The sequence below is a fragment of the Actinomadura sp. WMMB 499 genome, assembly GCF_008824145.1.
Lineage (GTDB): Bacteria > Actinomycetota > Actinomycetes > Streptosporangiales > Streptosporangiaceae > Spirillospora.
Genome location: NZ_CP044407.1, coordinates 6,604,112 through 6,628,193, shown reverse-complemented (window position 1 = coordinate 6,628,193; position 24,082 = coordinate 6,604,112). Strand labels below are relative to the sequence as shown.

Sequence of the window (24,082 nt, the reverse complement as noted above, 5' to 3'; positions counted from 1 at the left end):
AGGCTATCCGCCGTGGTGCCCTCCTGTAGGAGGAGGCACTCCCCCGAGGTATCACGTCCGAATTCGGCGCACGGGGTGACCTCAAGGAGGCGCCGAGTCTCTACCGTTTGATACGCATCCGCTACACATCCTCCAGAACCGAAGGAAAGACGCATGTTCGCTGGGCTCGCACGCTTCGTCGTGAGACACCCGTGGTGGACGATCGTGGCCTGGCTGGCGGCGGCAGTCGTCATCATCGCCTTCTCCCCCAAACTGACAACCGAATCCGACCAGGGCGAGTTCCTGCCCTCCGGGTACGAGTCCGTCCAGGCCGTCGAGCTGGAGACGGACGCGTTCCCGCAGCAGGCCGAGGCCAGCTCGCTGATCGTGGTCCAGCGCAGCGACGGCGGGCAGATCACCCCGCAGGACACCGCCAAGATCACGGAAGCGGCCAAGACGCTGACGGCCGAGAAGGACGAGTACCCGACCGTCCAGGGGTTCATCACCAGTCCGGAGCTGGTGGCGCCCAACAAGTCCATCCAGCTGATCACCGTGCCGATGGAGATGGCGACCGGGGCCGAGGCCCAGGAGCAGAGCCAGGCCATCAAGGACCTCCGCGAGAAGCTGCCCGAGGTACTGGGCGGCAACCTCGAGGCCAAGGTCGGCGGCGACATCGCGATGTTCGTGGACAACGAGGACTCCTTCACCCAGTCCTTCCTGCTGATCACCGTCGCCACCTTCGCGCTGATCATCGGGCTGATCCTGCTGATCTTCCGGGCGCCGCTGGCCGCGATCCTGCCGATCATCGTGATCATCGTCACCGAGCAGCTGTCGATGGGCCTGATCGGCTCCGCGTCCAAGCTGCTCGACTTCTCCGGTGACGACAGCCTGCAGATCATCCTGACGATCGTCCTGTTCGGCGTCGGCGCCGACTACTACCTGTTCGTGCTGTTCCGCTACCGCGAACTGCTACGGGCCGGGGTGGAGCGCAAGGAGGCGCTGATCCGGGCGGTCGAGCGGGTCGGCGAGGTCATCACCTCCGCCGCCGCGGCCATCGCCGCCACGTTCATCGTGCTGATGCTGGCGTCCTTCGGGATCTTCGCCGCGTGGGGCCCGTCGCTCGCCATCGGCGTCGTCGTCATGGGCATCACGTCGCTGACGGTGTTCCCGGCGCTGCTGTCGATCCTCGGCACCGCGGTGTTCTGGCCGTCCAAGGCGTGGAAGAAGGAGCCGAAGGGCACCGTGTCGACCAAGCTCGGCGGGCTGGTCGGCAAGCGCCCGGCGATCGTCGCGCTGGCCGCGGCCGCCGTGATGATCGCGCTGTCCACGGGCGTCCTGGGCTTCAAGTCCAACTACGACTTCCAGTCCAGCTTCCCGCAGGACACCGAGTCCGCGATGGCCATGAAGGACATGGAGAAGGGCTTCCCGGCGGGCCAGACCCGCCCCGTGAAGGTCATGTTCGAGTCCACCGACGGGCAGCCGCTGACGAAGGCCGAGCTGGACGCCTTCGGCGCGGAGGCCAAGTCGCTGCCGGGCGTGGGCGGCGTCGCCCCCGCCGAACTCGGCCAGGACCCGAAGGTCGGCCGCGTCAACCTCCTGCTGGACGGCAACCCGGTCAGCAACGAGTCCATCAACCTGGTCAAGGACGAACTCAACCCGGCCGTGCACGACCTCGCGCCGGAGGGCACGAAGGCGTACGTCGGCGGCGAGGCGGCGATCTACGCCGACATCAACAAGGTCGTCAACCGCGACCTGTCGGTGATCCTCCCGGTCGCCGGCGTGCTGATCGCGGTGATCCTGCTCCTGCTGCTCCGCTCGGTCGTCGCCCCGCTGTACCTGGTCCCGGCGGTGCTGCTCGGCTACGCCGCCACGCTGGGTTCCGCGGTGTTCGTCTTCCAGGGGCTGCTGGGCGAACCGGGAGAGATCTTCCACCTGCCGATCATGCTCTACCTGTTCGTGCTGGCCATCGGGACCGACTACAACATCCTGATGACCGCGCGGCTCCGCGAGGAGGCCAAGCAGGGCCACGCGCCGCGCAAGGCCGCGGCCCTGGCCGTCCAGCACGGCGGCCCGACGGTCGCCGCGGCGGGCCTGATCCTGGCCGGGACGTTCTCGGTGATGCTGCTGGCGAGCGTCTCGATGCTGCAGCAGATGGGCTTCTCGATCGCGCTGGGCATCGCGCTCTCCGCCTTCGTGATGTCGATCTTCCTGGTGCCGGGCGTCACCGCCCTGCTGGGCGAGCGCGCCTGGTGGCCGGGACGCGCCGGGCCGAAGGAGCCGCCCGCCGGCTCCGCGGACCCGGCCGAGGAGCAGTACGCACCGTCCGGAACCCGCTCCTAGCGGGAACCCACAGACGCCGGGTTGCGGAGCGGTCGGAAAAGCCGCCCACAGACCGCCCCGCAACCCGGCACCCTCGCAAGGGTGAGGCCCCCGGCTCGCACGTCGAGCCGGGGGCCTCCCTTTTTCCGATCACACCGCGAGCGTCGCCCATACCACCTTGCCGCCGCCTTGCGCGGCCGGGAGGTACTCCCAGCCGCACGCGTCGTTGGTGAGCGCCCGGACGATGAACAGGCCCCGCCCGCGCTCGCCAAGCTCGCCGGGGTGCCGATCCTCGGGTCGGCGCGGGCTGTTGTCCCACACCCTGATCCCCATTACCGCGCCGTTGTGATTTGTGAGGCGGACCTCGATCAGCCCGCCGCGATCCGCTCGCACGCTGTTGGTGACCAGTTCCGAGACGATGACACGGGCGTCGTCCCGCAGATGTTCGCAGCGCCACGCCGTTACTGCTTCGTCCACCAGAGTCCGAGACAGGTAAACGGTCTCTTCCCACGCATGCCACCGTCCGGAGTACACGTGCCGCCCCGCCCCGGCACACGCGATCGTCATTCCCATTCGGGCACCTCCCCTCGTCGTTTCCGAGACCAGATTGCCAATGGGATGTACTCTGAGAACTGTTGAATCCAACAATCTCAAACTTAAGGATCTTGAATGGCGCGCGCGGACCACCTTGACCCCGATAGCTCTCACTGGCACTGGCTGGCCGTTGACCTGCGCGTATGGCGACTCGAACGCAACCTGTCACAGGCCGAACTGGGGGCACTGCTAGGCGTGGATATTTCGACGGTTTCGAACTGGGAGTCGGGCAGCGCCAAGCTACCGAAGGGACGAGCCGAAGCTCTTGACCGGATTTGGAAAACTCGCGGCCACTTTGCACGGCTACGTAACCTTGCAGAGAGTTCACACAATCCCGACTGGTTCGACCAGTACACCCGATATGAGAGGAAAGCCGAGGCCATCAGGGCGTACTCGGCGCTGGCCCTTCACGGACTTCTCCAAACCGAGGAGTACACGCGCGCTCTGGTGCTCAGCGGCGAACTTGTTGATGACGTGGATCAGGCCGTAGAAGAACGCATGGCGCGACAGCAGGTTCTTGCGGCACCCCGGCCACCCGAACTATGGATCTTGATCAAGGAATCGGTCCTCCAGGACCCTATCGGCGGCCCGGACGTCATGCGCGTCCAACTCGACCACTTGATCAATCTCTCGCACCGCCCCAACATCGTGATTCGGGTGGTGCCCAGATCGTTGGGGGCGCATCCCGGCATCGATGGCTCGTTCACCCTCCTGGAGTGCGATGGCGTTGATCATTCATGGTCTGAGGCAGTCGGTGGCGGGCGACTCGTCTCCGACCCCACCAAGGTCCGAGCGTGCCGAGTAAAGTACGACCGGATAGGTGCTGATGCCCTGTCTCGAGATTGCTCACGGAATCTCATAGCCGAAGTGATGGAGGCCATGCAGTGAGTAAGCCCGTATGGCGCAAGTCCAGCCGAAGCGGTACCGGCGGAGCCGGTGGCCAGGAATGTGTCGAGTTGGCGCCCCTGGGGACCTCGATCGGCGTGCGCGACAGCAAGACCCCAGAAGGCGGGCACCTGACGATCTCCCGGGGAGCCTTCGCGGCCCTCCTCAACCGCATCAAGGCGGACGACCCGAACGCCTGACCCCCCTCGCAGAGGTCATGGAGGCCGTGCAGTGATTCACTGGCGGAAGAGTTCACACAGCGACACCAGCGGGAATGAGTGCGTTGAGGTCGCCGACCTCGCCGTCGGTCTGGGAGTCCGGGACAGCAAGAACCCGGAAGGCGGGCACCTGACGGTCTCCCGTCGGACGTTCGCGACCCTCCTGTCCCGCATCAAGGCGGACACCCCGAACGCCTGATCCCCTCGCACGAACGGCCTCGCCCGGCTGGTGGGCGAGGCCGTTCGGCGTCGGCGTCGGGGGCGCGGGGCGTCGGTCAGGGGCGGGTGTCGGCGAGGTAGCTGAGGACGTCCTGGCGGGTGACGATGCCGGAAGGCTTGCCGTCGACCAGGACCACCACCGCGTCCCGGTTCTCGAGGACGGACACCATCCGCGCCACCGGCTCGCCGGAGCCGACGACCGGGAGCGGCGGGCTCATGTGCTTCTCGAGGGGATCGTCCGATCCGGCCTGGTCGGCGTACAGGGCGTGCAGGAGGACGCGCTCCTCGACGGCGCCGACCACCTCGCCGGCCATCACGTCGGGGTGGCCCGCGCCGGGGGCGACCACGGGCATCTGCGACACGCCGAACTCGCGCAGGACCTTCACCGCCTCGCCGACCGACTCGGTGGGGTGCATGTGCACGAAGTTCGGGATGAGCTCGCCCGTCTTGTGGGCCAGGACGTCGCCCACCGTCGTCTCCGTCGCGGACCTCTCCTCGCTGAACCCGTACTGGCTCATCCACTCGTCGTTGAAGATCTTCGAGAGGTAGCCGCGGCCGCCGTCCGGGAGCAGGACGACGATGACCGCGTCGTCGTCGGCCTCGGCGGCGACGCGCAGCGCGGCGACGACCGCCATGCCGCAGGAGCCGCCGACGAGGAGGGCGTCCTCGCGGGCGAGCCGGCGGGTCATGACGAAGGAGTCCTTGTCGGAGACGGCGATGACCCGGTCGCAGATCTCGCGGTCGTAGGTGTCGGGCCAGATGTCCTCGCCGACGCCCTCGGTCAGGTAGGGGCGGCCGGTGCCGCCGGAGTACACCGAGCCCTCCGGGTCGGCGCCGATCACCTGCACGCGCCCGCCGGAGACCTCCTTGAGGTACTTCCCGGCGCCGCTGATCGTGCCGCCGGTGCCGATGCCCGCGACGAAGTGCGTGATGCGGCCCTCGGTCTGCTCCCACAGTTCGGGACCGGTCGTCGCGTAGTGGGACGCCGGGTTCTGCGGGTTCGCGTACTGGTTCGGCTTCCAGGCGTCCGGGATCTCGGCGGTGAGCCGGTCCGACACCGAGTAGTAGGAGTCGGGGTGGTCCGGGTTCACGGCGGTGGGGCACACGACGACTTCGGCGCCGTACGCGCGCAGGACGTCGATCTTGTCCTTGGCGACCTTGTCCGGGCAGACGAACACGCAGCGGTAGCCGCGCTCCTGGGCGACGATGGCGAGCCCGACCCCGGTGTTGCCGGACGTCGGCTCGACGATCGTCCCGCCGGGCCGCAGCTCTCCGGACGCCTCCGCGGCGTCGATCATCCGGACCGCGATGCGGTCCTTCACCGAGCCGCCGGGGTTGAAGTACTCCACCTTGGCGAACACCTGGGGCACCCGGCCCCGCGTGTAGCCCTCGGTCACCTTGCGCAGCCGAACGAGCGGGGTGTTGCCCATCAGCTCGACCAGCGAATCGTGTACGTGCACGTCGACATCCTTGTCGTTCCGCGTGTTCGGCCTGCCCGATCGGGCCCGCGGTTCGCGCGGACGACCCGGCACGGCCCGGTTAGATCTCCATTCCCGACGTTAGCCCAGATCGGCCCGGGCGGGCATCAACAAGATGGGCGGCGGGTATGCAGCGGGGATCACGGAGGGTAGCGTGGCATGCTGAGAGCGTTCACGGCGCGCCGCATCGCGGCGGCGGCCGCCTACGGGGGCGGGGGGATCACCGCCCTCGGCGGCGCCACGTTCGCGCTCGTGGTGATGGAGATGCGGCTGGCCAGGAAGATCATCCTGGCGACGCCGAACGGTGACCCGCCGCGTGCGGACGGCCTGTACGGCGAGATGTACGGGCGGGCGCCGCTGTCGCTGGTGGTGCTCGGCGACTCGACGGCGGCGGGCCTGGGCGTGCACGACCCGGCCGAAACGCCCGCCGCGGTACTGGCGAGCGGGCTGGCGGCGATGGCGGGACGGCCGGTGCGGCTGACGAACGTGGCGCTGCCGGGCGCCCGGTCGTCGGCCCTCGGCGGGCAGGTGGAGCGCGCCCTGGAGGTCCGCCCGGACGTCGCGGTGGTCATGGTGGGGGCGAACGACGTGACGTCGCGGGTGCCGGCGGCCGATTCCGTCCGGCACCTGGCGGGCGCGGTGGGGCGGCTGCGGGACGCGGGTGCCCAGGTGGTCGCGGGCACCTGCCCCGACCTCGGGTCGGTGAAGCCGCTGATGCAGCCGCTGCGGTGGATCGCGCGGCGGGCGAGCCGGCAGCTCGCGGCGGCGCAGACGATCGCGGTGGTGGAGCGGGGCGGACGGTCGGTGTCGATCGGCGACCTGCTCGGCCGGGAGTTCGCCGCGGACCCGCACACGATGTTCAGCGCGGACCGGTACCACCCGTCGGCGCGGGGCTACGCGGCCGCCGCGGCGGCGCTGCTGCCGTCGCTGGCGGCGGCGCTGGAGCTGGAGCCCGATCTGGAGGCGTGGCCGCTGCGGACGCGGATCGGCGACGGGGTCCTGCCGGTGTACCGGGCGGCGGCAGCGGCGGCGGAGCTGGCCGGCACGGAGGTGTCGGGCGCGTCGGTGGCGGGCCGAGAGCGGGGGCCGCGCGGCCGGTGGGCCCGGCTGCTGCGGCGCCGGTCGGCGACGGAGCCGGACACCGGATCCGGGGCCGGATCGCGGACGGAACCCGACCCCGCAACATCGTGAACGCGCAAGTGAAAGGCGTGAATTGCGCGGATCCGAGTAAGTCAGTACTTATTTGACTCATCGTCAACACACCCGGCCCCCCGCCGTGTACCGGGCGGAGGACGTGCGGCTACATTGCTGATGACCGGCGAGTAACACCGTCCGCCGCAACCGCACCGCAGGGGGCGCCGGTTCGCCGACCGGCCGCTCGAGACAGGAGACCCGCACATGCCCGAGGCAGTCATCGTCGCGACCGCTCGCTCGCCGATCGGCCGCGCCTTCAAGGGGTCGCTGAAGGACATCCGGCCCGACGACCTCACCGTCCAGATGATCAACGCCGCGATGGCGAAGGTCCCGCAGCTGCAGCCGTCCCAGATCGACGACCTGCTGCTCGGCTGCGGCCTGCCCGGCGGCGAGCAGGGCTACAACATGGCCCGCGTGGTGTCGGTCCTGCTCGGCTGGGACAGCGTGCCCGGCGCCACGATCACCCGCTACTGCTCGTCCTCGCTGCAGACGACCCGGATGGGCCTGCACGCGATCAAGGCGGGCGAGGCCGACGTGATCGTCTCGGCGGGCGTCGAGACCGTCAGCCGCTTCGCCAAGGGCAACAGCGACGGGCTGCCCGACACCAAGAACCCGGTGTTCGCGGACGCGCAGGCCCGCGCCGACAAGGCCGCCGAGGGCGGCGCCGGCGTGTGGCACGACCCGCGCGAGGACGGCCTGATCCCGGACGTCTACATCGCGATGGGGCAGACCGCCGAGAACCTCGCCTCGATGCGCGGCGTGACCCGCCAGGCGCAGGACGAGTTCGGCGTCCGCTCGCAGAACCTCGCCGAGAAGGCCATCGCCAACGGCTTCTGGGAGAAGGACATCACCCCGGTGACGCTGCCGGACGGCACCGTCGTCGCCAAGGACGACGGCCCCCGGCCGGGCACCACCTACGAGAAGGTGTCGCAGCTCAAGCCGACCTTCCGCCCGGACGGGACGGTCACCGCGGGCAACTGCTGCCCGCTGAACGACGGCGCCGCCGCGGTCGTCATCATGAGCGACACCAAGGCCGCCGAACTCGGCATCACCCCGCTCGCGCGGGTCGTGTCGACCGGCGTGACCGGCCTGTCGCCCGAGATCATGGGCCTCGGCCCGGTCGAGGCGTCCCGGCAGGCGCTGGCCAGGGCCGGGATGACGATCGACGACATCGACCTCGTCGAGATCAACGAGGCGTTCGCCGCGCAGGTGCTGCCGTCCGCCGAGGACCTCGGCATCGACATCGACAAGCTGAACGTCAACGGCGGCGCGATCGCGGTCGGCCACCCGTTCGGCATGACCGGCGCCCGCATCACCTCCACGCTGCTGAACGGCCTGAAGTTCCACGACAAGCAGTTCGGCCTGGAGACCATGTGCGTCGGCGGCGGCCAGGGCATGGCGATGGTGCTCGAGCGCCTGTCCTGACCCGGACGGCCGGACCGACCGGCCACCGGACGAACCGAACGGCCCGCGCGGCGGGCGCTCCGGCGCCCCCGCGCGGGCCGTCCGTGTAGGCCGTCCAGGCGGGTCGCCCGCGCGTTACCCGCCGGTCATCGTCATGAATGATCTACGTTACGCAACGGATAGGTCCCCGTTAGGGTCTTGTCACATCCGGGTGTGTGTTGCACAGTGCCAGGAAGAGCCCCGCGACCTGGAGGTGCACATTGTCACTGAACCACTCGCCGGAGACGCACAGCAAGCTGATAGCCCGCATCCCGCAAGTCACCGGACGTGACCTTCCCGAGTGGTTCACCGCGATCGAGAACGGACCGTCGTTCTCGCGCTGCGAGGAACGCAGCACCTGGCTGGCCGACGAGCACAACCTGACGCACGGCTACGCCGCCGCGCTGGTGCGCGAGCACGAGCGCGCCCGCCGCGCCCGCCACTACTGAAGCGGCCGGCGCACCCCGAACCCGGCGGGATCCCGCCACGGAACATCCCCGCCGGCGCGGCGCCCGAGCCGTCGCGCCTCCGGCGCAGAGATCCCGCACGGATCAGCCCCTCCCCGGAACGGCGAGGGGCTGATTTCCGCGCGGACGCCCCGCGTCAGTCGCGACCGGCGTAGAAGTACGACAGCAGCCGCAGGATCTCCAGGTAGATCCAGACGAGGCTCAGCACCAGGCCGAACGCGCAGTACCAGGCGAACTTCTCCGGCGCCCCGGCCCGGACGCCCTGCTCGACGGAGTCGAAGTCCAGCAGCAGGAAGAAGCAGCCCACCAGGATCGCCGCGACACTGAACACGTACGCGAGCGGGTTCTCCGGGTCGCGGATGCCGATGCCGCCGTCGCCGCCGAACACCTGCACCAGCAGATTGACGATCATCAGTCCGACGAGGGCCGCGCCCGCCGCGATGACGAACCGGACGAACTTCGGCGTGACCCTGACGATCCGCAGCGCGTACGCGGCGAGCGTGGCGGCGAACGCGAGCGCCGTCCCGATCACGGCCTGGAACACCACGCCGTGGTAAACGTCGTTGTAGGCGTGGCTGATGATGCCGACGGCGACGCCGTAGATCGCGGCGAACGCCAGCACCAGCGGAGCGTTGGCCTTGCGGCCGAACGTGATGAACGCCCAGACGCCGATCATCGCGAGCAGCGCCACGACCATCACCGGTACCGCCAGCTCGACGGGCACCAGCGCCCAGGCCAGCGCGCCGGTGACCACCAGGGTGACCAGCGTCATGAACCCGCGGACGACGACGTCGTCGATGGTCATCGGGCGGGTGACCGGCGGAGCCTCCGGCGGTGCCTGCACGCCGTACCCGGAGCCGCCGTACCCGGGCGCCCCGTACCCCTGCTCCATGCCCGGCGCGCCGTAGTGCCCGGGGGCGCCGTACGCGGCGCCGTCCGCGCGTTTCTGGAAGGAACGGCCCCGGAACGCCGGGTTCCTGCTCTCCATTCGGAGCCTCCATGTTGATCGAACCGGTCTCCAGTGTAAACGTGGGTACCCGCCGCACCGAGGTCTGATCACGATGCGGCGAACGCGGCGGAATCGCGACCGGCCCGGCGACCGGCTGCCCGGCGACCGGCCGGGAACGCGCCGGGCCGGCGTCCGCGATCGGACGCCGGCCCGGCGCACATGCCCCTGGTCGGATTCGAACCGACACAAAAGCTCTTTTAGGGAGCCCGCCTCTGCCATTGGGCTACAGGGGCGGCGCAATCATACCCGGAGAACACGGGCCGCCCGGTGGAAACCGATAGGTACGGTGCGCCCCGCCTTCCCCCGGCCGGACGGCCCGGACGGCTCAGTGCGGGGCCGGCACGTCCTGCAGGCGCCCCGCGGCCAGCTCGAACTCCTCGTGCGGGCGCTCCAGTTCGCCGAGCGAGACCATCTCGCGGCGGAAGAACATGGCGAGCGTCCAGTCCGCGGTGATCCGCGCCTTGCGGTTCACGGTCGGCATCCGCGACAGGTGGTAGGTGCGGTGCATGAACCACGCCGGCCAGCCGCGCAGCTTCATCCCGTACACGTTCGCGACGCCCTTGTGCAGGCCGAGACTGGCGACCGACCCGACGTAGGCGTGCTCGTACGGCTTTCGCGGGCGGCCGCGCATGTCCGCGACGATGTTGTCGGCGAGCCGCTTGGCCTGCCGGACGGCGTGCTGCGCGTTCGGCGCCGTGAACTCGCCGGTGCCGGACAGGTCGGGGACGGCCGCGTTGTCCCCGGCGGTGTAGGCGTGCTCGGCGCCGTCGACGGTCAGTTCGGCGGTCGCCCGCACGCGGCCGCGCTCGTCCAGCGGCAGGTCGCTGTCCTTGACGACCGGGTGCGGCTTCACCCCCGCGGTCCACACCAGCGTGCCGGCCTCGAACTCCTCGCCGTCGCTCAGCACGATGCGCCGTCCCTGCGCGGACTTCAGCAGCGTGTTCAGCTTCACCTCGATGCCGCGGGCGCGCAGCGCGTCCGCCGTCCACCGGCCCATCTCGGGCCCGACCTCGGGCAGGATCCGGTCGGTGGCCTCGACCATCGTCCAGCGCATCTCGGCGGGATCGATGTTCGGATACCAGCGGCAGGCGATGCGGGCCATGTCCTCCAGCTCCGCCATCGCCTCCACGCCCGCGAACCCGGCGCCGACGAACACGAACGTCAGCGCGCGCTTCCGCACCTGCTCGTCGTCCGGGTTGGACGCGGCGATGTCGAGCTGGTGGATGACGTGGTTGCGCAGGAAGATGGCCTCCTCGATGGTCTTGAAACCGATGCCGCACTCCGCGAGGCCCGGGATCGGCAGCGTCTTGGAGATCGACCCGAGGGCGACGACGAGCCGGTCGTAGTACACGTTCCGCTCCGGGACGCCCGCGGTGGTCGTTCCCGCCGGGCGGAGCGTGACCCGCCGCTTGGCGTGCTCGATCTTCGTCACGTACCCGTTGACGACGCGGCAGCGCGGCAGGACGCCCCGCAGCGGGGCCACGACGTGCCGGGGCTCGACGTTCCCGGCCGCGGCCTCGGGCAGGAACGGCTGGTACGTCATGTACGACTGCGGATCGATGACGGTGATGGCCGCCTCGCCGCGGCGCAGCTCGCGCCGCAGCTTGCGCTGCAGGCGGAGCGCGGTGTACATGCCGACGTAACCGCCGCCGACGATCACGATGTGCTTCGCGGAATCCGCGGTGCGCTCGGAAGGCATACCGGGCCGGTACCCGCATTCCGGGCCGACTCACGCATCCGCCACTATCGCGAACTTCACCGCAACTTCGCCCATATCAAGGATATATAGCGACCGAAAGGACCGCTACGCGTGGTCGCGGGCCCGGACGAACACGTCGTCCAGCATCTGCTCCGTGACGCGCCCCGTGAACGTGTTCTGCTGGCTCGGGTGGTAGCAGCCCAGCATCAGGACGGGGTCGCGGCGCGGCGCCCCGGACGGCGGCTCCAGCATGATCTCCGCGCCGTGCCCGAATTTCGGGCGCGGCCGCGGCACCCCGTACCCGGCCTGCTTCAGCGCGGGCCACACCCCCTGCCAGGCGAACCCGCCCAGGCACACCACGCACCGGACGGACGCCGCGACGGCCGCGACCTCGCGGGCGAGCCACGGCAGGCACGCCGTGCGCTCCGCCGGCGTCGGCTTGTTGTCGGGCGGCGCGCAGCGCACCGCCGCCGCCACCCGGGCGCCGATCAGCCGCTGCCCGTCCCCCGCGTGGACGCTCGTCGGCCGCGCCGCGAGCCCGACCCGGTGCAGGGACGCGAACAGCCAGTCGCCCGACCGGTCCCCGGTGAAGATCCGGCCGGTGCGGTTGCCGCCGTGCGCGGCCGGGGCCAGCCCGACGATCAGGACGTGCGGCTCCGGATCGCCCCACCCGGCCACCGGGCGCCCCCAGTACTCCTCGCCGGCGAACGCCCGGCGGCGCTGCACCGCGACCCGCTCGCGCCACTCCACCAGCCGCTCGCACGCGCGGCACACCGACTGCCGCGCGCACAGCTCGTCCAGTCCCGGGGAACTCTCCGCCAGCTCGATCACCCCGGCGGCGTCGTGCGCGACGGGCGTGTCCGGGGTCGCGGGGTCCTCCGGCCAGCCGGAGCCGGGCGGCACGAACGGGGCGTTGGCGGTGGGCATCCCCCGATCCTCGCACGCCCGCCCCGCCCGGCACGCCCGCCCCGGACGCCCGCGCGGCCCGCATTGGACCGTGTCCCCCGGCCGTTTCCGTTGGCCGGATCCGACCATCGCCCGCCGAACCGGGGGTCGCATCGGTACGATGCGTTCGCCGATCGGGGAGAACGGGCGCCTTGCCGTGCCTTCGCGAACGGAGTCTGCATTGTCGCAACCCGGCTGGTATCCCGACCCCTACGGGACCGGCAGCCTGCGCTGGTGGGACGGCCGGAACTGGAGCGATCGCCTCAACCCCGAGCCCGCCGTCCCCGCCCGTGCCCCGCTGCCGCAGCGGCGCCCGTCCGGCCCCGCCCACGCGGCCGCCCACGCCGAACGCTCCTGGCAGGCCGCGCCCGCCGAGCAGGCGCTCGACATCGCCGTGCACGGGCACCGGCTGCGCGCCGACGACCACGGCGTCGCGTACGGGAACGAGTCGCTGATCTGGCAGTACGTCGAATGGGTCGCCTACTGGACGGCCGGCGGCGCGGACGGGTCGCGGCGGCCCGCGCAGTGGATCTTCCAGGTGGGGCGGCACCCGTTCCACGGCGGCCCCCGCGTCGAGGTGGTGCTGGACGAGGCGTCGGTCCCGCGGCACGCGCCCGGCGCCGCCGGCGGCGCGGAGGAGGTGTGGGGGCGGCTGATCCGGCTGTGCCAGGTCCGCGCCGAGCCGCGCATCGTCGCGCAGCTCGCCGAGCACGTCCGGGCGGGCGAGGCGATCGACGTCGCCGCCGGGCTGACCGTCCACCCCGGCGGGGTGCGGGGGGCGCGCGTGTCGCTGAGCTGGGCGGCGGTCTCCGGCGCCGTCGTGGACGGCGGCCGCGTCTGGATCCGGCAGGCCACCGGCCGGGGCGCCGTCCTCTACGTGCCCCAGCAGAACCCGAACGCCGTCCTCCTCCCCGCCCTGCTCGACCGGCTGAAGGGGTGACCGGGCCTCAGGCGAGCGACCAGGCCAGGCCGTCGAGGATGTCGTGCTCGCTGACCACGACCGCCCCGAACCCGTACTCGCGCATGATCCGGTCGAGGATCAGCGCGCCCGCGCCGATCACGTCGACCCGCCCCGGATGCATGACGCCGAACCGGGACCGCTCGTCCCGCGTCGCGTGCAGGAGCCGCCGCGTCACCTCGTGCACCTGCGCGGCCATGATCCGCGACAGGTGGATGCGGGACGGGTCGTACTCGGGCAGGTCGAGCGCGATGCCCGACACCGTCGTCACCGAACCGGCGAGCCCGACCAGCGTGCGCGCCTCGTCCACCGGCACCGTCTCCCGGACGGTCGCGAGCGCGGCGTCGATGTCGGCGACGGCCGCCGCGATCTGCTCCGGCGACGGCGGGTCGCCGTCCCTCAGGTGCCGCTCGGTCATCCGCACGCAGCCGATGTCGATGGACCGCGCCGCCTGCACCGACTCGCTGCCCAGCACGAACTCGGTGGATCCGCCGCCGATGTCGACCACCAGGTAGGGGCGGGCGGGGCGCAGCCCGGCCAGCTCGCGGGTCGCGCCGGTGAACGACAGCGCCGCCTCCTCGTTCCCGGTGATCACCTCGGGGACGACGCCGAAGACGTCCACGACGCCCCGCACGAACGCGTCGCGGTTCGCGGCGTCGCGGGTCGCGCTCGTCGCGACGACCCGGACCTTGCCGGCGGCGCCGTGCCGCTCGATCAGCTCCGCGTAGCCGCGCATCGCGGTGAACGTCCGCTCCAGCGCGGCGGGCGACAGCCGCCCGGTCTCGTCCACGCCCTCACCGAGCCGGACGATCTCCATGCGGCGCTCGACGTCGGTGAGGGTCCCCGCCGCCGCGTCGATGTCGGCGATCAGCAGGCGGACGGAATTGGTGCCGCAGTCGACGGCGGCGACGCGCGTCACCGGGCCTCCTCGGGGTCGTCGGACTCGTCGGGCTCGTCGGTGGAGTCGGGGTGCACGCACGGGCCGGACCGCCACCAATCCGGCAGCGCGTCCAGCCCCTCGCGCCCGAACGGGTTCGCGCCCGGGACGGCGAGTTCGTGCGCGATCAGGGCGTGCAGGCACTTCACCCGCTCGGGCATCCCGCCCGCGCTCTGCATGCCTTCGGGCAGCGGCTCCAGGCCGTCCTCGCGGGCGGCCAGGTCGCGGCGCCGCAGGTAGTCGTCGTGGGCCCGGACGTACGCGGCCCGCAGGTCCGGGTCGTCCGCCAGCCGCTCCTGCATCCCGCGCATGGCGCCGCTCCCCTCGAGCGTCCCGATCGCCGAGGCGGCCTTCGGGCACGTCAGGTAGAACAGCGTCGGGAACGGCGTCCCGTCGGGCAGCCGCGGCGCCGTCTCGATCACGGCGGGATTCCCGCACGGGCAGCGGTACGCCACCCGCCGGACGCCGCGCGGCACCCGGCCGAGCTGGGCCGCGACCGCGGCCTCGTCCTCGCCGGAGATCCTGCCGGCCGCCGGCTCGGCACGTTCGTCGATCATGTCATGCGTCCCCACCCGCGTCCCGTCCCGCGTTCCCGGACGGTCAGCGCGGCCTGTCGGCGGCCTCCACGGACCGCCAGAGCGTCTCGTACCACGGCGGCCTGCGCGACTCGCCGTCCTTCGCGGCCCGCCGCTCCCCGTCGCCGCCGCCGTCCAGGACGATGTAGCACTTCACGTCCGGACGGCAGTAGTGAAGCCGCTTGGTGGCCTCACGCTCAATGTACGACTCGTCGCCGAGCCGCCGCTTCTGCTCCTCGAGCCGCTCGACCTTCTGGCGGGCCAGCGCCTCCTCCCGCCGCAGCTCGGCGATCTCCTGCCGCTGCGCGATGTACTCCCGCACCGGGTACGCCAGGCTCAGCGCGATCGCGCACATCACGACCGCGAGGATCGCGGCGCGGCTCGTCAGCGCGTGGGCGCCGCGCCGGACGCCTCCCGGGGGCTCGTCCCGGGAGGCGTCCCGCCGGTCCTGTTCGGCTGCCATCGCCGGACGGTCAGCCCCGCGGCGTGAACCGCGGGAACGCGGCGGCGCCGGCGTAGCGGGCGGCGTCGTCCAGCAGCTCCTCGATGCGCAGCAGCTGGTTGTACTTCGCCACCCGGTCGCTGCGCGCCGGGGCGCCCGTCTTGATCTGGCCGCAGTTCGTCGCGACGGCCAGGTCGGCGATCGTGGTGTCCTCGGTCTCGCCCGACCGGTGGCTCATCATGCAGCGGAAGCCGCTCGTCTGCGCCAGCGACACCGCGTCGAGCGTCTCGCTCAGGGTGCCGATCTGGTTGACCTTGACCAGCAGCGCGTTCGCCGCACCGGACTTGATGCCGCGGGCGAGCCGCTCGGGGTTGGTGACGAACAGGTCGTCGCCGACGAGCTGCACCCGGTCGCCGACCGCCGCCGTGAGCCCCTCCCAGCCCGTCCAGTCCTCCTCGTCGAGCGGGTCCTCGATGGAGACCAGCGGGTACTCGGTGAGCAGCTCGCCGTAGTAGGCCGCCATGTCGTCGGCGGACCGCTTCGTGCCCTCGAACGTGTACTGGCCGTCCGCGTGGAACTCGGTCGCGGCGACGTCCAGCGCGAGCGCGATGTCGCGGCCCGGGGTGAACCCGGCCTGCCGGATCGCCTCCATGATCAGGTCGAGGGCGTCGCGGTTGCTGGGCAGCTCGGGCGCGAAACCGCCCTCGTCGCCGAGCCCGGTGTTCAGCCCCTTGGCCTTCAGCACCTTCTTCAGCGCGTGGTAGGTCTCCGCGCCCCACCGCACCGCCTCGGCGAACGTCGACGCCCCGATCGGCGCGATCATGAACTCCTGGACGTCCACGTTCGTGTCGGCGTGCGCACCGCCGTTCAGGATGTTCATCATCGGCACCGGCAGCAGGTGCGCGTTCGGCCCGCCCACGTAGCGGAACAGCGGCAGCCCCGCCGACTCGGCCGCGGCCTTCGCCACCGCCAGGCTCACCCCGAGGATCGCGTTCGCGCCGAGCGCCGACTTCGCCGGCGTCCCGTCCAGGTCGATCAGCCGCTGGTCGATCAGCCGCTGGTCGGCCGCCTCCCACCCGACGAGCTTCTCGTCGATCGTGTCGTTGACGGCCTTGACCGCGTTCCGCACGCCCTTGCCGCCGTACCGCTCGCCGCCGTCGCGCAGCTCCACCGCCTCGAACTGCCCGGTGGACGCACCGCTCGGCACCGCGGCCTGCGCCTCGGTCCCGTCATCGAGCAGTACCTCGACCTCCACGGTCGGGTTGCCGCGGGAGTCGAGGATCTCCCGGGCGAGTACGGCGTTGATGGACGACACGGGGAACCCCCTGCGTAGGAATGATCTGGTGCGACTCCCGAGCCTAACGTGTCGGCCCAGGGGGGCGACCCCCTGGAACCCCCGCCGGTCGCAAGACAATCCTCACGTGCTGTCGCAACTCACCGAGCCCCCTGCGGCACTCGCACGCACGCTCCGGTCGCCTTGCTCCGCCCAGGGGGCGACCCCCGGGAACCCCCGCCGGTCGCAAGGCGATCCTCACGTGCGGTCGGCCGGTGCGGGCGGTCGCGAGGGGCGGCGCACCCCTCGCAGGTCGGGGTTCGGGAGGGCACACGATCTTTTTACTCGAGGGGGTCGGTCCCGTTTGCCCGGTGCGGTAAGGAACATCGGGTAACGGCTTTACGTCCGGAGCGCCCCGACGGGCGCGGAACGTTCGAGGAGGTCGTCATCCGTGCCGGGCTCCGCCGACTGACCCAGAGCGTGCACCGGCCGCTCTCGTGGGTCCTGCGTCCGCACCCGGAGATCCGGGTGCGCGTGACGCTGTCGGCCGTCCTGGCGGCGCTCGTCCTGACCACGGCGGTGTACACGATCTTGCTTGTGACCATGCGGCGGGACGCCACCGAGAACGTCTACGAGGAACTCGACCGGGAGGCCCGGCGGCTCGTCACGGTCGTCCGCTCGGGGGTCTTGGGCGACCAGGGCCGGATCTTCGCGCAGGAGGGCAACCTGCTGCAGGTCACGGACTCGCGGGGACGGGTCGTCGCGAACAGCGACGACATGCGGGGCCAACCGGCGCTGCCGATCCGGCCGCCGCCCCCGGGCGACGACCGCAGGAGCGGGCGCGCCTGCCATCTCGACCTGCCGGGCGCGCGGTGCTTCCTGTACGTGGAGTACCGCGTGGACGTCCGGCCGAGCCCCAGGTACGCGTACGCGCTGGCGCCAGAGCCCTCGCTGCTGCCGCGCCCGCTGGCGGCGGGGCTGATGGGGCTGGCGATCCCGTTCCTCACGGGGCTCGCCGGATACGGCACCTGGTACACCGTGGGGCGCGCGTGGCGGCCGGTGGACGCGATCCGGCGGGAGCTGGACGAGATCACGGTGACGGACCTGGAGCGGCGGGTGCCGGTGCCGGGCAAGCGGGACGAGGTGGCGCTGCTCGCGGAGAGCGTGAACGCGACGCTGGACCGGCTGGAGAAGGCGGTGGCGCGGCAGCGCGGGTTCGTGTCGGACGTGTCGCACGAGCTGCGCAGCCCGCTGGCGGGGCTGCGGATGGAGCTGGAGCTGGCGCTCGCCGACCCGGAGGCGACGGACCTGACGGAGACCCTGCGGGCACTGCTGACGAACACCGACCGGGTGGCGGCGGTGGCGGACGACCTGCTGGCGCTGGCACGGCTGGATTCGGACGGGAACTTCCAGCGCGAGCCCGCGGACCTGGCGGAGCTGACCGACCAGGAGGTGCTGCGCCGCCCGCGCCGCCACCGGGTGACGGTGTTCTCCGAGGGGCCCGTCGTGGTGCACGGCGGGCGCGCCGAGCTGGCGCGGCTGCTGACGAACCTGCTGGACAACGCGGACCGGCACGCGTCCCGCGAGGTGACGGTGATCGTGCGGACCGAGGCGGCGTCGGCGGTGCTGGAGATGGTGGACGACGGGCCGGGGATCGCCCCGCAGGACCGGGAGCGGGTGTTCGAGCGGTTCACCCGGCTGGCCGAGGGGCGCCATCAGGACGCGGGCGGCACCGGCCTCGGCCTGGCGATCTCCCGGGACATCGCGGAGGCGCACGGGGGCACGCTGGTGCTGGCGGACCGGACGGACGGGCAGGAGGGCGCGCGGTTCGTGCTGCGCCTCCCGCTGCCGCGCGCGGGCACCCGGTCGGCGCGCTGAGGCGGGTCAGTCGCCCCGCATCAGCCGTTCGCGTTCGGCCTCGAGCTCCTCGATCTGCCCGGCGAGCTCCTCCCGGGCCGCGAGGTTCTGCCCGGCGTCGACCATGTCGTGCGGGCCGTCGATCGAGGGGTCGATGCTGCCGCGCATCCGCGCGAGGTCCTCGTCGATCTCGCGGATCCGGGCGCTGCGCTCGTCGTCGCTCATCGGTCGGCTCATACCGTGTCCCATGCCCGCGTGAGGCGTGTCGTCACAGGATGCGCAGGACGGTCTTGCCGCGGGCGCCGCCCGCGCGGTTGCGGGCGAGGGCGTCCGGGGCGGCCTCCAGGGGCGCCTCGCGCTCGATGTGGACGCTCAGCTCACCGGCGTCGATGAGGTCGGCGAGCCGTTCGAGCGTCCCGGCGGTGGGGGCGCCGTCGACGTTGACGCCGTGCAGGCCGTGCTCGGCCATCGCGTCCGGGTCGACGGTCCAGACGGTGCTGACGCAGGTGCCGCCGGGGCGCAGCAGGCGGGCAAGCGCGGTGGTCCGGGCGGTGTCCCCGGCGGTGACGATGAGGGCGTCGAGGCCGGCGGGGCAGGCGGCGAGGACCTGGGCGCCGAGGTCGCCGGCGGTGTGGTCGACGGTGTGCGCGGCGCCGAGGCGGCGCACCGCCGCGTCCGCGTCGGCACGGGCGGTGGCGACGACCTCGGCGCCGGCGCGGGCGGCGAGCTGGACGGCGGCCCGCCCGACGCCGCCGGTGGCGCCCGCGATGAGGACGGTGCGGCCCTCGCCGAGCCCGGCCCGTTCGACGACGTCGAGGGCGGCGGCGCACGCGGTCGGGACCGCCGCGGCCCGCGTGTAGATCATGCTCGCGGGCATGCGGGCGACGGGGCCGTCCACCGGGACGACGGCGTACTCGGCGTACGAGCCGCGGCCGCGCTCGAGGTCGGAGAAGAACCCGTAGACCTGCTCGCCGTGCCGCAGCCGGGTGACGCCCTCGCCGGCGTCCTCGACGACGCCGGCGCCGTCGGCCCCGAGGACGAGCGGGAACGTGGCGTCGGCGGTGTCCTTGAGCATGCCGTCGGCGGCCCGCCAGTCGTACGGGTTCAGTCCGGCGGCGATCAGCTTCACCAGGAGCTCGCCGGGGCCGGGCTCGGGGCGCGGCAGGTAGGTGAGCGCCGGTGTGGCGCCGTACTCGGACACGGCGATGGCTCGCATGACGATCGTCCCCCCGGATCGGTCGTGCGGGGCGGGATCACACCCCAGAAAACGATCTACCCGCAGGTCAAACGATCACACGGCCCGGTTCAGTCGCCGATGGGGCCGTTCGGGTCCGGCGGGAGGGTGGGGTCGTCGGGCGGGAACGTCGGCTCGTCGCCCGGGTCGTCGCCGGGGTCGCCGCCGCCGGGTTCGTCCTCGTCCTCGGGGCCGTCGCTGACGCGAAGGTGGATGGTGGTTCCGGGCTCGGCGGAGCCCGGGCCGGGCGACATCTCGGCGATCGTGCCGCGCGGGAACCGCGCGGACGGCATCCGGTCGCCGAAGCTGACCTTCAGCCCGGCCTCGCGGAGCCGGTCGAGGGCGTCGCCGAGCTCCATGCCGCGCACGTCCGGGACGTCGACGCGGTCGAGGCCGCTGCCCTTGCTGAAGAAGTGCCCGGGCGGGCGCTGGAACGGGGTCTCCTCGGTGCCCTGGAGGGCGCCGCGCATGCTCTGCTGCCAGATCGGCGCGGGCAGGGTGGCGCCGTAGACGGCGCCGTAGCAGCGTCCCTCGAGGCAGACGCTCTCCATCGGGTACTCGTAGCCGCCGCGGGGGTCGCCGACCCAGACGGCGGAGGCCAGGTCGGGGGTGTAGCCCGCGAACCAGGCGGCGGAGAAGTCGTCGACGGTGCCGGTCTTGCCGGCGGCGGGACGGCCGATGCCCCGCCCGGCGGCGGTGCCCTCGGTGAGCACGCCCCGCAGGATGTGGCTGACGGCGTCGGCGACGCCCTCGTCGAGCGCCTCCCGGCAGTCGGCGCCCGGGACCTTCAGCTTCTTGCCGGACGCGTCGGTGACCCGCGTGATCGCGATCGGCTCGCAGTACTCGCCGCGGGCGCCGAACGCGGCGTAGGCGGCGGCGAGGCGCAGCGGGGAGACGGGGTTGGAGCCGAGCGTGAACGACGGGTACTGCTCCAGCGGGTCGCCGCCGGCCTGCTTCATCCCGAGTTCCTCGGCCATCTCGACGGTGTCGCAGAGCCCGACCTCCTTCTCCAGCGCGAGGAAGAAGGTGTTGACCGAGTTGCGGGTGCCGGTGACGAGGCTGAACTCCCGGCCGCCCGTGCCGTCCCCGCTGTTGCGCAGGCGGGCGTTCGGGTCGCCGACGCGCTCGCCGTCGCAGTTGCGGAAGCCCGTGGGCGTGTACGTGCGGGGCGCCATCAGGCGGGTGCCGAACGGCATGCCCTCGTCCAGCGCGGCGGCCAGCGTGAACGGCTTGAACGTCGATCCGGCCTGCATGCCGATGCTGGAGCCGTGGCTGGCGTCGGCGGCGAAGTTGATCCAGGTCTTGCCGCGCTCGGTGCCGTCGCCCAGCTCGCGGCCGACGACCATGGCCTTGATCTGCCCGGTGCCGGGTTCGACCATCGCCTCGGCGGCGGCGAGGTGCGCGTCGTTCTTCGGCGGGACGAACTTCTCGACGGCGCGCTGCGCGGCCCGCTGCGCCTTCGGGTCGAGGGTGGTGCGGATGGTGAGGCCGCCGCGTTTGAGGAGCCGCTCGCGGTCCTTGGCCGTCTCGCCGAACGCCTTGTCGGTGAGGATCTCGCGCTGCACGTAGTCGCAGAAGAACGGGGCGTCGCTGGTCACGCAGCCGTTGTCGACCTCCTCGAGGTCCAGGCCGATGGACCGCCCCTTGATCCGCTCCGCCCGCGCGGGATCGGCCCAGCCGAGCTCCACCATCCGGTCGAGGACGACGTCGCGGCGCTCGCGCGCCATCTCGGGGTTCTCGACGGGGTTGTAGGCGTGCGGGTAGCGGATGACGCCGGCGAGCAGCGCCGCCTCGGCCAGGTCCAGCTGGGAGGCGTGCTTGGAGAAGTAGTGCCGGGACGCGGCCTCGATCCCGTAGGCGCCGTCGCCGAAGTAGGCGATGTTGAGGTAGCGGCGGAGGATCTCGTCCTTGGGCAGCTTCTCCTCGATCGCCACCGCGTACCGCAGCTCGCGGATCTTGCGGGCCACGGTGACCTCCGTGGCCGCCTGCCGCTCGGCGTCGGACTCGGCCTGGACGAGCAGCAGGTTCTTCACGTACTGCTGCGTGATGCCCGAGCCGCCCTGCTCAACGTCACCGCTGGACAGGTTGGTGGCGAGCGCCCGCAGCGTCCCCTCGGTGTCGAGGGCTCCGTGCTCGTAGAACCTGCTGTCCTCGATCGCGACGACCGCCTGCCGGACGGCCGGGGCGATGGCGTCCAGCTCGACGTCCACCCGGTTCTGGTAGAAGAACGTGGCGATCTTCGAGCCGTCCGCGGCGAGGATGGTGGAGCGCTGCGGGACGCCGAGGCTCTCCAGCCCGTCGGGCGGGGTCTGGAACCAGCGGGCCGCGTCGCGCGCGCCGACGCCCGCGGTGCACGCGGTGGGGATGAGCATGAGCGCGACGAGCACCCCGGCGAGGCCGCCCAGCGACGCGAGGCCGCGGACGGCGCGCAGCTTCTCGGCACGGGTGGTCGCCCCGGTCAGCCACCGGCGCCGCCGGTGGCCGGATCCGGACACGGGGACGAGCGTTCCGCCACGCGGGCCACTCGCGTCGACTTCCGTCTCGTCCGGCACGGGCCCAGAGTAGACGCGCGCCTCCCGCCGGACCACCCCATCGCGACGTATCCGGGCGAAATCTCCCTTTTCAGGCGTGCGGCTCTCGCCGTTCCCAGGCACGGACACGATCACGGAATACCCGCGAAACCGCGCGCAACTCCGCTTCGGGATCCAGGCCCGCCTCCCGCGCCTCGGCGACGAGCGCGAACAGCCGCGCGCCCAGCTCGCCCGCCCCGGGCCCTCCACCGGGCTCGGGCGCGAGGTCGGCGGGCGCCTTCATCCGCGCGGCGCGGCGCTGCAGCTGCGCGGCCAGCGACAGCGCGGGCTGCGCCATCGGGACGCCGTCCAGCGCGGACGCGCCCGCGCCGTGCTTGGCCTCCCGCTCGGCCGCCTTGATCTGGTCCCAGTTGGCGTTGACCTCGTCGGCGCCGCTCACCGCGACGCCCGCGAACACGTGCGGGTGCCGCCGGACGAGCTTGTCGACGATGCCCGCCGCGACGTCGTCGATCGTGAACTCGGTGCCGTCCGTCCGCTCGGCCGCGACCACCGAGTGGAACGCGACCTGCATCAGCACGTCGCCCAGCTCCTCGCGCAGCGCGCCGAGGTCGCCCGACTCGACGGTGTCGAGCACCTCGTAGGACTCCTCCAGCAGGTACGGGACGAGCGACGCGTGCGTCTGCTCGCGGTCCCACGGGCACTCGCGGCGCAGCGTGTCCATCACCGAGACCAGGTCGAGCAGCCGCGCGCCGGGCAGGTCGTACGAGCCGTGCAGGACCTCGACGTCCAGCGGGTCGGCGACGACGAGCGTGCCGATCTCGCGGAGCAGCGCCTCGTCGCCCTCGGGCGCCGCGACCCACACGACGTCCGCGCTCCGCGCGGCGGCGACCAGCGCCGCCGGGTCGGGCGCGGGCGCCTGCTCGACGGCGATCTCCGCGTCGGCCAGCGACGGCAGCAGCGGATGCCCGGCGGGCGCGAGGACGCGCGCGGCCGTCCGCAGCCGCTCCCAGGCGCGCCAGGTCAGCAGGCCCGGCGCGACGCGGTGCGTGGTGGCGAGCAGGGTCAGACTCATGCTTGCGGGGATCCCGTTCCGGGGGTCGACAGTTCGTTGGCCACCGGCCCGATCGCGACCTGCTGCGGGTCGAAGGAGCCGTACCGGGGGTTGATCTCGACGTCCATGGCGGCGGCGGTCTCCACCAGCAGGGTCTGGAACCGCTGCGTGGCCCGCGCGTTCGCGGGGCTCTGCGGGACGCCGTCCGCGCCGAAGTGGCGCATCAGGGCGTCCTGGACGGCCATGAACCGCGCGAAGTCGCGGGCGCGCTCGCGCGGCAGGCCGCTCGCCAGCGTGATCGTCTCGGCGCCGCCGCGCCGCTCCAGCAGCTCGCCGACCTGGGAGGTGCGCCCGTCCGACACGGTGACGCCGGCGCGCTCGGCGGCCTCGTCGGCGATCCGGAAGGAGACGAGGAGGTTCAGCGCGCCCCGCATGTCGGCCTCGCCCGGCTCGGCCGGGACGCTGCCGGGCCCGGCGCCCGGGTCGGCGCCCTGCGCGCTCGCGGTCCGGGCCCAGACTTGCGCGGCGGCCGGGTCGCTCTGGAGCTGGCCCCACCAGTCCCGGACGGTGCCGCCGAGCGTGCGGACGGTGATGCGGTCGCCGTCGACGAGCGCGGCGGTGCCGGCCTTCGGCGCGGCGCCGCAGCCGGCGAGCGCGCCCGCGGCCAGGACCGCGGCCAGCGCGACGGCCGGCACTCCCCGCAGCGACCTTCGCACCGGCTTTCCGGGCTTACCGGGCACGGAACCCCCACTCCTCGTCGATCAAGCGTCGCGAC

General features: G+C 72.4%; 23 protein-coding genes and 1 tRNA gene. 9 read left to right on the top strand and 15 right to left on the bottom strand.

The features are described 5' to 3' along the window. Positions 1 to 153 precede the first annotated feature (153 nt). Positions 154 to 2,319 carry an MMPL family transporter gene (locus tag F7P10_RS30115; protein ID WP_151014416.1) on the top strand — a complete coding sequence of 722 codons (2,166 nt, stop codon included), beginning with the start codon at positions 154 to 156 and terminating at the stop codon, positions 2,317 to 2,319. A 129-nt stretch (positions 2,320 to 2,448) separates the two neighbouring features. On the opposite strand, the gene F7P10_RS30110 is transcribed toward F7P10_RS30115, so the two are convergent. Beyond that, complete coding sequence (locus F7P10_RS30110; RefSeq protein ID WP_151014414.1) at positions 2,449 to 2,871, bottom strand: ATP-binding protein; 423 nt, start codon at positions 2,869 to 2,871, stop codon at positions 2,449 to 2,451. Positions 2,872 to 2,967: 96 nt separating this feature from the next. On the opposite strand from F7P10_RS30110, the gene F7P10_RS30105 reads away from it, so the two are divergent. From F7P10_RS30105 to F7P10_RS30095, 3 genes are all read left to right on the top strand, one after another. Continuing rightward, positions 2,968 to 3,780 (top strand): helix-turn-helix transcriptional regulator, encoded by an 813-nt coding sequence (locus F7P10_RS30105; protein ID WP_151014412.1) that lies wholly within the window; start codon positions 2,968 to 2,970, stop codon positions 3,778 to 3,780. A gap of 68 nt (positions 3,781 to 3,848) precedes the next feature. Continuing rightward, positions 3,849 to 3,977 carry a DUF397 domain-containing protein gene (locus F7P10_RS45545; RefSeq protein ID WP_368077426.1) on the top strand — a complete coding sequence of 43 codons (129 nt, stop codon included), beginning with the start codon at positions 3,849 to 3,851 and terminating at the stop codon, positions 3,975 to 3,977. 31 nt (positions 3,978 to 4,008) lie between these two features. Continuing rightward, complete coding sequence (locus F7P10_RS30095; RefSeq protein ID WP_151014408.1) at positions 4,009 to 4,194, top strand: DUF397 domain-containing protein; 186 nt, start codon at positions 4,009 to 4,011, stop codon at positions 4,192 to 4,194. 76 nt (positions 4,195 to 4,270) lie between these two features. Here the strand turns inward: F7P10_RS30095 and F7P10_RS30090 are convergent, their stop codons facing one another. Beyond that, positions 4,271 to 5,674, bottom strand: coding sequence for a cystathionine beta-synthase (locus F7P10_RS30090; protein ID WP_151014406.1), 1,404 nt, complete (start codon positions 5,672 to 5,674; stop codon positions 4,271 to 4,273). A gap of 177 nt (positions 5,675 to 5,851) precedes the next feature. Here F7P10_RS30090 and F7P10_RS30085 point away from each other — a divergent pair, with 177 nt between their 5' ends. From F7P10_RS30085 to F7P10_RS30075, 3 genes are all read left to right on the top strand, one after another. After that, a complete protein-coding gene (locus F7P10_RS30085) occupies positions 5,852 to 6,883 on the top strand; it encodes an SGNH/GDSL hydrolase family protein (protein ID WP_151014404.1) in 1,032 nt (343 codons plus the stop codon). 207 nt (positions 6,884 to 7,090) lie between these two features. Next, positions 7,091 to 8,311 (top strand): acetyl-CoA C-acetyltransferase, encoded by a 1,221-nt coding sequence (locus F7P10_RS30080; protein ID WP_151014396.1) that lies wholly within the window; start codon positions 7,091 to 7,093, stop codon positions 8,309 to 8,311. A 239-nt stretch (positions 8,312 to 8,550) separates the two neighbouring features. Then, the gene (locus F7P10_RS30075) at positions 8,551 to 8,778 is read left to right on the top strand and encodes a DUF4287 domain-containing protein (protein ID WP_151014394.1); all 228 of its coding nucleotides are present in this window, start codon (positions 8,551 to 8,553) and stop codon (positions 8,776 to 8,778) included. A 154-nt stretch (positions 8,779 to 8,932) separates the two neighbouring features. On the opposite strand, the gene F7P10_RS30070 is transcribed toward F7P10_RS30075, so the two are convergent. The 4 genes from F7P10_RS30070 to F7P10_RS30055 form a co-directional block, all read right to left on the bottom strand. Further along, positions 8,933 to 9,784: a Bax inhibitor-1/YccA family protein gene (locus F7P10_RS30070; RefSeq protein WP_151014392.1), complete on the bottom strand. Its 852-nt coding sequence runs from the start codon at positions 9,782 to 9,784 to the stop codon at positions 8,933 to 8,935. A 181-nt stretch (positions 9,785 to 9,965) separates the two neighbouring features. Next, positions 9,966 to 10,038 (bottom strand) — tRNA-Leu (locus F7P10_RS30065). Positions 10,039 to 10,130: 92 nt separating this feature from the next. Further along, complete coding sequence (locus F7P10_RS30060; RefSeq protein WP_151014391.1) at positions 10,131 to 11,504, bottom strand: NAD(P)/FAD-dependent oxidoreductase; 1,374 nt, start codon at positions 11,502 to 11,504, stop codon at positions 10,131 to 10,133. A gap of 105 nt (positions 11,505 to 11,609) precedes the next feature. Continuing rightward, positions 11,610 to 12,431, bottom strand: coding sequence for a uracil-DNA glycosylase (locus F7P10_RS30055; RefSeq protein WP_151014390.1), 822 nt, complete (start codon positions 12,429 to 12,431; stop codon positions 11,610 to 11,612). A gap of 199 nt (positions 12,432 to 12,630) precedes the next feature. On the opposite strand from F7P10_RS30055, the gene F7P10_RS30050 reads away from it, so the two are divergent. Next, positions 12,631 to 13,389, top strand: a complete 759-nt coding sequence (locus tag F7P10_RS30050; protein ID WP_176611714.1) for a DUF2510 domain-containing protein — start codon at positions 12,631 to 12,633, stop codon at positions 13,387 to 13,389. 7 nt (positions 13,390 to 13,396) lie between these two features. Here F7P10_RS30050 and F7P10_RS30045 read toward each other — a convergent pair whose 3' ends face one another. The 4 genes from F7P10_RS30045 to eno are packed head-to-tail and all read right to left on the bottom strand — an operon-like array spanning position 13,397 to position 16,676. Continuing rightward, positions 13,397 to 14,326, bottom strand: coding sequence for a Ppx/GppA phosphatase family protein (locus F7P10_RS30045; protein ID WP_151014386.1), 930 nt, complete (start codon positions 14,324 to 14,326; stop codon positions 13,397 to 13,399). Further along, complete coding sequence (locus F7P10_RS30040; protein WP_151014384.1) at positions 14,323 to 14,901, bottom strand: DUF501 domain-containing protein; 579 nt, start codon at positions 14,899 to 14,901, stop codon at positions 14,323 to 14,325. The genes F7P10_RS30045 and F7P10_RS30040 overlap by 4 nt, the downstream gene beginning before the upstream one ends. 43 nt (positions 14,902 to 14,944) lie before the next feature. Then, positions 14,945 to 15,382, bottom strand: coding sequence for a septum formation initiator family protein (locus tag F7P10_RS30035; RefSeq protein WP_151014382.1), 438 nt, complete (start codon positions 15,380 to 15,382; stop codon positions 14,945 to 14,947). A 10-nt stretch (positions 15,383 to 15,392) separates the two neighbouring features. After that, the gene (eno, locus tag F7P10_RS30030) at positions 15,393 to 16,676 is read right to left on the bottom strand and encodes a phosphopyruvate hydratase (RefSeq protein ID WP_151014380.1); all 1,284 of its coding nucleotides are present in this window, start codon (positions 16,674 to 16,676) and stop codon (positions 15,393 to 15,395) included. A gap of 438 nt (positions 16,677 to 17,114) precedes the next feature. On the opposite strand from eno, the gene F7P10_RS30025 reads away from it, so the two are divergent. Next, positions 17,115 to 18,512, top strand: coding sequence for a cell wall metabolism sensor histidine kinase WalK (locus F7P10_RS30025; protein WP_254716097.1), 1,398 nt, complete (start codon positions 17,115 to 17,117; stop codon positions 18,510 to 18,512). Between the two features lie 6 nt (positions 18,513 to 18,518). On the opposite strand, the gene F7P10_RS30020 is transcribed toward F7P10_RS30025, so the two are convergent. From F7P10_RS30020 to F7P10_RS30000, 5 genes are all read right to left on the bottom strand, one after another. Further along, a complete protein-coding gene (locus F7P10_RS30020) occupies positions 18,519 to 18,716 on the bottom strand; it encodes a hypothetical protein (protein WP_151014378.1) in 198 nt (65 codons plus the stop codon). Between the two features lie 43 nt (positions 18,717 to 18,759). Beyond that, positions 18,760 to 19,707 carry an NADP-dependent oxidoreductase gene (locus tag F7P10_RS30015; protein WP_151014376.1) on the bottom strand — a complete coding sequence of 316 codons (948 nt, stop codon included), beginning with the start codon at positions 19,705 to 19,707 and terminating at the stop codon, positions 18,760 to 18,762. A gap of 89 nt (positions 19,708 to 19,796) precedes the next feature. Then, positions 19,797 to 22,220, bottom strand: a complete 2,424-nt coding sequence (locus F7P10_RS30010; protein WP_176611713.1) for a transglycosylase domain-containing protein — start codon at positions 22,218 to 22,220, stop codon at positions 19,797 to 19,799. Between the two features lie 127 nt (positions 22,221 to 22,347). Then, a complete protein-coding gene (locus F7P10_RS30005) occupies positions 22,348 to 23,328 on the bottom strand; it encodes a MazG family protein (protein ID WP_151014375.1) in 981 nt (326 codons plus the stop codon). Further along, complete coding sequence (locus F7P10_RS30000) at positions 23,325 to 24,047, bottom strand: hypothetical protein (RefSeq protein WP_151014373.1); 723 nt, start codon at positions 24,045 to 24,047, stop codon at positions 23,325 to 23,327. Before F7P10_RS30000 ends, F7P10_RS30005 begins: the two co-directional genes overlap by 4 nt. Between the last annotated feature and the right edge of the window lie 35 nt (positions 24,048 to 24,082).